Annotated in this window: 2 protein-coding genes; both read right to left on the bottom strand. The window is 58.6% G+C overall.

Annotated features, from left to right (window positions below):
* A partial coding sequence (locus tag BGP85_RS28590; RefSeq protein ID WP_219827771.1) for a phosphoglycerate mutase family protein occupies positions 1-263 on the bottom strand: 263 nt, incomplete at its 3' end.
* Positions 264-286: 23 nt separating this feature from the next.
* Positions 287-599 (bottom strand): hypothetical protein (locus tag BGP85_RS28585; protein WP_219827770.1); only part of this gene is annotated, 313 nt, incomplete at its 5' end.

Raw genomic sequence — 599 nt, 5'->3', positions numbered from 1 at the left:
ACCAGTCGGTCATCATCGACAGACGGAAGCGGCACCTTCGCCTGTACGCGTTCTGCCGTTTGTCGCACGCGCCCGAGCGGACTGATCTGCATCTGGAACAACTGGTCATCGTTGCAGAGCGCTTCGCGTAGCAGGCGGGCGACATGATCCGCCTGTTTAATGCCACGCTGCGTGAGCGGTGAATCCTGTTGCCCCTGGAACCGGCCAAGAGAGTTCCAGACGGTTTCGCCGTGACGAAGAAGATAGATGGTCGGTACAGCCACGCTTGTTTCATCCTGCACGTTCGTTATCGATTGCTTTCATCCAAAGCATCGATACGGAAACGTTCCGATTGCAGCGCATTGATGACCGACTGAAGAGCCTGATCCTTGTCCTTGCCTGATACTGACAGGACATAGTGCTCGAAGGTGCCAAGAGCGGCGAACTGCGAGTGGAGATCGGCCACGACATCAGGGTTGCTCAGACTGTCACCACCCCGGGCCTGACAGCGTTCGATTGCCTCTGCCGCTGTGGTGCGCAGGACGATGTAGTGGAGTGGCCGGGCAAGTGCCGAAAAGGCCGGCAGCCAGTCGGGTCGCACGACGCCGTCAAGGATAACG

Origin of the sequence: Pseudomonas putida (assembly GCF_002906855.1) — a bacterium.
In the GTDB taxonomy this organism is placed as follows: Bacteria; Pseudomonadota; Gammaproteobacteria; order Pseudomonadales; family Pseudomonadaceae; genus Aquipseudomonas; species Aquipseudomonas putida_N.
The sequence above is the reverse complement of the archived record's forward strand: the minus strand, read 5'-3'. Positions and strand labels throughout refer to the sequence as shown.